Source organism: Aeromonas sp. ZOR0002, from assembly GCF_963866995.1.
GTDB lineage: Bacteria > Pseudomonadota > Gammaproteobacteria > Enterobacterales > Aeromonadaceae > Aeromonas > Aeromonas caviae.
This window is the reverse complement of the sequence record NZ_CAWMFQ010000262.1, coordinates 3,682-11,605: the sequence shown is the minus strand read 5'-3', so window position 1 is coordinate 11,605 and position 7,924 is coordinate 3,682. Positions and strand designations below refer to the sequence as shown.

7 protein-coding genes and 1 pseudogene are annotated in these 7,924 nt (G+C 62.8%); 2 read left to right on the top strand and 6 right to left on the bottom strand.

Features of this window, described 5'->3' with window-relative positions; translation table 11 throughout:
- The 3 genes from AACR77_RS14185 to AACR77_RS14175 all read right to left on the bottom strand — a co-directional run.
- On the bottom strand, nt 1-490 hold a 490-nt coding region (locus AACR77_RS14185), incomplete at its 3' end, for an adenine glycosylase (RefSeq protein ID WP_042882414.1).
- 167 nt (nt 491-657) lie between these two features.
- Nucleotides 658-1,341, bottom strand: a complete 684-nt coding sequence (gene exeB / locus AACR77_RS14180; RefSeq protein WP_042882413.1) for a GspB family T2SS assembly factor variant ExeB — start codon at nt 1,339-1,341, stop codon at nt 658-660.
- Nucleotides 1,341-2,984 carry an ExeA family protein gene (locus AACR77_RS14175; protein WP_010675739.1) on the bottom strand — a complete coding sequence of 548 codons (1,644 nt, stop codon included), beginning with the start codon at nt 2,982-2,984 and terminating at the stop codon, nt 1,341-1,343. The genes exeB and AACR77_RS14175 overlap by 1 nt, the downstream gene beginning before the upstream one ends.
- Nucleotides 2,985-3,213: 229 nt before the next feature.
- On the opposite strand from AACR77_RS14175, the gene AACR77_RS14170 reads away from it, so the two are divergent.
- Nucleotides 3,214-4,452 (top strand): multifunctional CCA addition/repair protein, encoded by a 1,239-nt coding sequence (locus AACR77_RS14170; RefSeq protein WP_042882412.1) that lies wholly within the window; start codon nt 3,214-3,216, stop codon nt 4,450-4,452.
- Nucleotides 4,453-4,553: 101 nt separating this feature from the next.
- Here AACR77_RS14170 and AACR77_RS14165 read toward each other — a convergent pair whose 3' ends face one another.
- The gene (locus AACR77_RS14165; protein WP_010675737.1) at nt 4,554-5,819 is read right to left on the bottom strand and encodes an inorganic phosphate transporter; all 1,266 of its coding nucleotides are present in this window, start codon (nt 5,817-5,819) and stop codon (nt 4,554-4,556) included.
- Between the two features lie 25 nt (nt 5,820-5,844).
- Entirely contained in the window at nt 5,845-6,525 is a 681-nt protein-coding gene (locus AACR77_RS14160; protein WP_010675736.1) for a TIGR00153 family protein, read from the bottom strand.
- 169 nt (nt 6,526-6,694) lie between these two features.
- Between AACR77_RS14160 and AACR77_RS14155 the strand changes: the two genes are divergently transcribed.
- On the top strand, nt 6,695-7,648 hold the full coding sequence (locus tag AACR77_RS14155; protein WP_042882411.1) for a CYTH domain-containing protein: 954 nt from the start codon (nt 6,695-6,697) through the stop codon (nt 7,646-7,648).
- Nucleotides 7,649-7,725: 77 nt separating this feature from the next.
- On the opposite strand, the pseudogene AACR77_RS14150 reads toward AACR77_RS14155, so the two are convergent.
- Nucleotides 7,726-7,924: pseudogene (locus AACR77_RS14150) on the bottom strand (hypothetical protein); the annotation flags it as partial.

Sequence of the window (7,924 nt, the reverse complement as noted above, 5' to 3'; positions counted from 1 at the left end):
CGACCTGCTTCTGGCCCGGCCAGCCCGCCAGCGCCAGCCAGCGGGTGAGTACCCGCTTCACGTTGCCATCCAGGATGGCGTGGGGCTGGCCCAGAGAGAGGGAGAGCACGGCCCCGGCGGTGGAGCGACCGATGCCGGGCAGGGCCATCACCTCTTCCAGTTGTTCCGGAAAGAGGCCGCCGTGCAGATCGCGGATCTGCTGGGCAGCCTTGTGCAGGTTGCGGGCGCGCGCGTAGTAGCCAAGCCCGGTCCAGTGATGCAGCACCTCGTCGATGGGGGCGTTGGCCAGGGCCAGCACGTCGGGGAAGCGGGCCATGAACCGCTCGTAATAGGGGATGACAGTGGCAACCTGGGTCTGTTGCAGCATGATCTCGGAGACCCAGACCCGGTAGGGGGTTTTGTTCTGCTGCCAGGGCAGGGTCTTGCGGCCGTGGATATGGTACCAGTCCAGAATGCGGGTGGCGAAGGTGGTGTTGTCTGAATGGCTCACAGTGTGCTCATGTTCTGATGATAAGTCCGCCCGCCATCAGGAGGGCGATCCCCGACCCGGCGCATGGCAAAGGTCGAGTGTAGGTTATTGATTAAAAAGGGGAGCTCTCGGGCTCCCTCAGAATGGGCGGTGACCCTCCTGGGGGAGGGCCACCGGATGCCGGCAGATCAGCCGCGCCAGTCTTGCAGCGCCTTGAGGCTGGCATACTGGCCGTCGACCTGCAGGACGATGTAGTCCTGGGCGATGGCTGCCAGGATGACACCGGGGGCTATTTCATTGCCCTCGCGCCACTCCCGTCCATTGAGCACGACGGCCCGCTTGGCAGGGTCGGAGGAGTAGTTGTGGGCACCATAGGTCAGGGACGGTACCTGCTGTTTCAGGGCCGGGGCCAGGGCGCCGAGGGGGATGGCACTGGTCTGGACCTGAGCCTGGGGCGCACTCTCTTCCACCAGCGGCGTGTTGTTGAGGGCGGCCATCAGCCGTTCTGCCAGACTCTGCCCCCCCTGGTTTGCGGTAGTCGCAGCCGGGGTTGCGGCAGGTCTTGGAGCGACCACGGGCTCCGGCAAGGGGGGCGGCAGCGGCCGGGTGATCATGGGCCTGGGTTCGACCCGCACGAAGGGGGGAGTCACCACTTCCTTCACTTCGACCTGCTGTTCCACGGGTTTGAGGTGATAGAGGTGCCAGCCATAGTTGGCGGCGGCGCCCATCACCAGGGCCAGGGGCACCAGGGCCCACCAGATCCAGCGGCGGTTGGGCTCCTCTTCCTGGCTCACGGGCAGACCCATGAGCGGCATATGGGGGGTGAACTGGGGCTGGTCGGCCCGGCGCAGGGCCTTGAGCAGGGTGGACATCAGGAGGCCTCCTCGACCATGGGATCCGTCTCATCATCCGCCACGCTGTCGAGATCGACCGGCGTACTGGCTCGCAGGGATTCATCCTCCAGCCTGGGCATGGGTTCGCCGGAGGCCACATTCAGCCGCAGCAGGGTGTTGCTGCCGGCGATGCCGTCCGGGGTCAGTCCCTGCTCGCGCTGGAACTGTTGCAGCTTGTTCTTGAGGGTGGCATCGAATCGACTCACCTTGCGATCGGGTTGCTGCATGGCGCGGCTAAGGGCGTTGTCCAGCCACTGCACCTGGGCAGCCCCGGCATTGCTCGCTATCAGGGGCACGTTGCCCCTGGGCATGCGCCAGAGCAGGGTGTAGCTGCCGCCCCAGGCGTCGGAGAGCCACTGCCTGTCCACCTGCCAGCTCTGGTTGCCGATGAGCAGGGAAGCCTTGTCCGCCCCCAGGCTGACCAGGGTGGCGTAATAGAGGCCGCCGGTCTCGTCGGTGAGACTGATGAGGGCCGGGTATTGCAGCGCCTGCAATTGCGCCAGGGAGGCTTCTCCCTCCTGGCAGCGCAGGCCCGCACGGGGGGCATTGTCGCAGGTTGCCTCCTCCAGCTCGGCCTGGTAGCCCCATACCTTGTAGAGATTCTGCATGGCGACGTCCGGCTCCAGCGCCTGATTGATGGCGCGGGTCAGCTGGGCTTGCTGCTCCGGCGTGTCATCCACCTTGACCGGTACCTCGACCTTGACCAGGGGGCGGGCTGGGAAGAATCCGAAGAATTGCCAGCCCCACCAGCCGGTGGCGACCAGCAGGGCGCCCACCAGGGCGACCGTGAGGCCGGATTGCCAGCTTCCCTCGTCGCGAATGCCGCTCACCTCATACGCGGACTGGCTGATGTCCCCGTGCACTATCTTGTGGCTGCCACGGGCGAAGGCGGCGATGAGGGCGCGGTCGCAGATGAGGTTGATGAGACGGGGAATGCCCCCGGAGAGGCGATGCAGGGTCTGGATGGCCCTGGGGGTGAAGATGGGCTGGACGCAGCCTGCCACCTGCAACCGGAAGCGGACATAGGCATCCACATCCTGGCGCGACAGCGGCAGCAGGTGATAGCGGGCGGTGATCCGCTGCGCCAGCTGGCGCAGCAGGGGCTGGCGCAGCATCTGTTGCAGCTCGGGCTGGCCGATGAGCACCACCTGCAGCAGTTTCTTCTCGTCTGTCTCCAGATTGGTGAGCAGTCGCAACTGCTCCAGCACGCCGGGCAGCAGGTGCTGGGCTTCATCCACCAGCACCACGCTGCGCTTGCCTGCCGCCAGATTCGCCAGCAGATGATCCCGGATAAGGTCGAACAATTGCTTGAGGCTGGCCTCTTCGCCGTAGGGCAACTGGAATTCGTCGCAGATGGCGGCCAGCAGATCCCGCTCGGTCAGAGAGGGATTGAGGATGTAGGCGATCTCGGTGTCAGCGGGCAATTGCTGCAGCAGGCAGCGGGAGACGGTGGTCTTTCCCGTACCCACTTCCCCGGTCAGCAGCACGAAGCCACCACCGTCCTGCAACCCGTAGTTGAGGTGGGCGAGGGCCTCCCCGTGACGCTCGCTCATATAGAGGTATTTGGGGTTGGGCGAGATGGAGAACGGGGGCTCCGACAGACCGAAGAACTGTGTGTACATAAGGATCCATTCCATTGTTATGGGCGGCAGGTTAAAGCCTCCCAAAAGGGATGTCAAAGACCCGGATACCATAAGGGGAGCTGGCTCGAACCACGGGCTGACTCACCCAGGACGATGGCGGAAAGCGGCCGCCCGGCCGAGTGATGACGAGCCCGGTGCGGCGGGGGCACATCGTCTCTCTTGGCCAAAAGCGGTATCATCGGGGCAAGTTTATCGAGGGAGAGTGCGCGTGCAGATTTATCTGGTAGGAGGGGCGGTACGGGATCGCCTGTTGGGACTGCCCCAGGGTGACAGGGATCACCTGGTGGTCGGCGCCACGGTGGAGCAGATGCTGGGTCTCGGATTCACCCAGGTGGGCCGAGACTTTCCAGTCTTTCTTCACCCGAAAACCCAGCAGGAGTACGCCCTGGCGCGCACCGAGCGCAAGCAGGGGCAGGGTTACACCGGCTTTGTCTGCCATGCCGCCCCCGAGGTGACGCTGGAGCAGGATCTGCTGCGTCGGGATCTCACCATCAACGCCATCGCCGAAGATGAGGACGGGCAACTGCACGATCCCTACGGCGGCGTGAAGGATCTGGAGGCGCGGTTGCTGCGCCATGTCTCGCCGGCCTTTGCCGAGGATCCCCTGCGCATCCTGCGGGTGGCGCGCTTCGCCGCCCGTTTCCATGCCCAGGGGTTCGTGGTGGCCCCCGAGACGCTGGGGCTGATGCGCGAGATGACGGAGGCTGGAGAGCTGGCCCACCTGACCCCGGAGCGGGTCTGGAAGGAGCTGGAAAAAGTGCTGCTGGGGCCGACACCCCAGATCTTCTTCGAGGTGCTGCGCGAATGCGGCGCACTCAAGGCGCTCTTCCCCGAGCTCGATGCCCTGTTCGGTGTGCCGGCCCCTGCCAGATGGCACCCGGAGATCGACACCGGCATCCACACCATGATGGTGCTGGCGCAGGCATGTCGTCTCTCCCCCGAACTGACCGTGCGCTTCGCGTCCCTCTGCCACGACTTTGGCAAGGGGCTGACCCCGCCCGCCTTCTGGCCGAGCCATCATGGCCATGGCCAGAAGGGGTTGCCGCTCATTCGCGATTTTTGCGAGCGCTTCCGGGTGCCGAACGAGTGTCGCGATCTGGCACTGCTGGTGAGCGACCTGCACACCCATATCCACATTGCCTTCGAGCTCAAGCCCGCGACCCTGCTCAAGGTATTCGACAAGGCCGATGCCTGGCGCAGACCGGAGCGCTTTGCCCAGCTGCTCGATGCCTGTCGCGCCGACTTCCACGGTCGTACCGGCTTCGAAGAGAAGGTCTACAGTCAGCCGGACTATGTCGCCGAGGCCCTGGAGGCGGCGCAGGCTGTGCCGGTCAAGGAGATAGTGGCGGCCGGCTTCAAAGGGGAGGCAATCCGCGAGCAGCTTGCCAAGCGGCGGCTTGATGCCATCAGCCGGGTGCGCGACGAGTGGACCTTCATCGAGGAGTAAACGCCGCAGCCGATCGACGCTCAATCGACGGCGTAATATGGGCGAAGCATAAAAAAGCCCGGGTCAATGACCCGGGCTTTTTGTCGTGCGGCGTGGGCTGCTCAGGAGAAGCAGGCCTGCAGCACGTAGAAGATGGCGATGGCCAGGATGGCGCCCGCGGGCAGGGTGATGACCCAGGAGACCACGATGTTGCGCAGCACGCCCAGGTTCAGGGCCGCGATGCCCCGTGCCAGACCGACGCCCATGACGGCACCGACCAGGGTCTGGGTGGTGGAGATGGGCAGACCGGTGCCGGAGGCGATCACCACGGTGGCGGCGGTGGCCAGCTGGGCGGCGAAGCCACGGCTCGGGGTCAGGTGGGTGATGCCGGTGCCGACGGTCGCCATCACCTTCTCGCCCATGGTGGCCAGACCGATGACGATGCCGATGCCGCCAAGGGGCAGGATCCACCAGGCGATGTGGGAGCTGCCGCCGATCTCGCCGCCGGCCGCCACGATGGAGGCGACTGCAGAGAGCGGACCGATGGCGTTGGCCACGTCGTTGGAGCCGTGGGCGAAGGCCATGGCACAGGCGGTGATGATCATCAGGATGCCGAACACCTTCTCCACGTTGGCGAAGTGCATCTTGCTGTCATCTTTCGGGTTGTACTGCTGGCCGCGGATATAGATCCAGCCGGCAAACGCCACCGCGATGGAGATGGCGACGGAGAGCAGGACGCCCTCGCCATTGCTCAGGTGCAGACCGACGTGGGTCAGCCCCTTCTTGATGGTGACCAGGCAGATGACCAGGGACGTCAGGAACATGTAGAAGGGGACATAGCGCTTGGCGTTGTCCAGGGGGTTGTCCGTGTTGAAGATGAGCTTCTGCACGCTGATGAACATGAAGTAGGCGATGATGCCCGAGATGGCCGGCGTGATGATCCAAGAGCCGACGATGCCGCCAAACTTGTTCCACTGTACCGCTTCCGGACCTATGCTCACCACGGCGAAGCCCACGATGGCGCCGATGATGGAGTGGGTGGTGGAGACGGGCCAGCCGAAATAGGAGGCCAGGATCAGCCACAGACCCGCAGCCAGCAGGGAGGCGATCATGCCGAGCACCAGCAGATCCGGCGTGTCGGCAAAGGCGTTGCTGTCGATGATGCCGCTGCGGATGGTGGCCGTCACTTCGCCACCGGCCAGATAGGCACCGGCAAATTCAAAGATCATGGCGATGATGATCGCCTGACGGATGGTCAGGGACTTGGTGCCGACCGATGTGCCCATGGCGTTGGCGACGTCGTTCGCACCAATGCCCCAGGCCATCAAAAAGCCGAACAAGGCCGCCACGAGCACCAGGGTGGTGCCGTAATTTGCGATAATGTCCATTAGTAGTGTTTACCCAGTCAGTCGATTACGAACGAGCCAGCATCAATTCCAGACGGGCGCCAACGCGCTCTGCCTGATCAGCCAGGTCACCTACCCATTCGAGGATCTTGTAGAGGAACATAACGTCGATCGGATTGTATTTGTGCTCAACGGCTTGCAGCTGTTGGCGCAGTCCGATCTGCATGGTGTCAGTATCGTCCTCGATGAGATCCAGCTGGTGGATCATCTCGGCAACCATTTCAACTTCACGTCCTTTAAAGCCGGTTTCGAGCAGCTCATCGAGTTCTCCGATGGCTTTTTCGGCTTGGGCGGTCGCATCGATACAGCGTTTGAGATAGGCCATGAAATCGGCGCGCATCTCGGTGGGGAATTCCATCTTGCGGCCAAGCATGCGACCGGAAATATCCTTGGCACGGTTGGCAATCTTGTCCTGCTGGGTCAAGAGCTCCAGCAGATCGGTACGGGCGACCGGCAGGAACAGGCCGCGAGGGAGTTTCAAGCGGATTTCGCGCTTGAGGATATCCGCTTCTTTTTCCAGCTGGGCGATCTGTTGCCGGATCTTCTCGGCATCTTCCCAGCGGTCTTCGGCGACGGCATCAAAGAAGGGAATGAGCTGTTCGCAGCACACGTGAACCTTGACGATATGCTTCTGCAGCGGCTTGATGGGGGACTTGGCAAAAAGACCCAAAATAGTATTTACTGGCATGGCCAAACCTGTGTCGGTGAAAAAACACTCGATACGATTTTATGAGGGGCGCATGGTAACCGAACTGTGCCATCAATAAAACCGTGAATTAATCGTGAACTGTCGCTGGCATTATATCCTCGCGACCCTGAACATGCCCCCCAAAGTTGCCCGCCAGCCCGGAATGACTATGCAAACTGAGATCGAGATAAAGTTTTTCGTCACCAGCAATATTCAAGAATCCCTCTCCAACCTTCTGAATTCACTAGAGATTATTTCTTCCAATCAAGCCGCTCTTGGCAACGTCTATTTCGACACGCCCGATCTGGGTTTGCGTGGGCTCGACATGGGGTTGCGTATTCGTCGCAGCGATGATTTTTCCGAGCAGACCATCAAGTGCCGGGGGCAGGTCGTGGGCGGATTGCACGCCAGACCCGAGTACAACGCCCCGGTGGAGGGCACCATTCCGACCCTGTCTGCCTTTCCTGCGGATATCTGGTCGAGTCTGGTGGTGCGCGATGAACTCCAGAACCGTCTGGTGGCCCAGTTCAGCACCGATTTCTTGCGCCGCCACTGGCTGATCGCATTCGGAGATGCCGAGATCGAGCTGGCGTGGGATCAGGGGGAGATTGTCGGTGCCCTGGGGCGTACCGAGCTCGACGAGCTGGAGCTGGAGCTGAAATCCGGCGATGCCCGCGCCCTGTTCACCCTGGCGAGCAAGCTGGCGGCGCTGGGAGGATTGCGGCTGGGTGCCCAGTCCAAGGCGCAGCGCGGATACAGGCTGGCTGGGCTTGGCAAGCCACTGGCCGTGCAGCCCCTGCAAAGGATTGAGGGCAAAGATCAGAAGGCCAGCATTACCCTGGGTATGCAGCACTGGCAGTATCATGAGCAGCTCTGGCTCGAGAGTGGCGATGCTGGCGAACAACAACGGGCGCTGCATGCCCTGCTTGAGGGGATATCCCTGGTTGCCGAGGCGGCAGGCACGCTGACGGTGCCCCCCTCCTGGCTGGCCGACCTGCAGGCGCAACAGCGTCTGATGATGCAGGTGGCCGGGGATCGTGCATCACTGCATGCCCTGTTCCACCATGCCGACCTGGTGGGCCTGCAGCTGTCCATCGCGGCCTGGCTGCATCTGGGGGAGTGAATCTTAAGTGGTGCAGAGCGCAAAAAGGTGAGCCCGGGCTCACCTTTTTTATGGCAGTTGCACCTTGAACGGCGCTATCAGTTCACCACGGCCACGTTGATGGTGCCGTTGCCCTGGGTCATGCGGACCCGGGCACCAGGTACAAAGGTGGGGCTGGCCTTTTGTACTACCACGATGGATTCGCCGTTCTCTTTCTTGATCTCGAGCTCGACCCCGTCAACCTGGTTGAGTTTGTCCCCTGCCGCCTTGCCGGCCGCCGCACCCGCGATGGCGCCA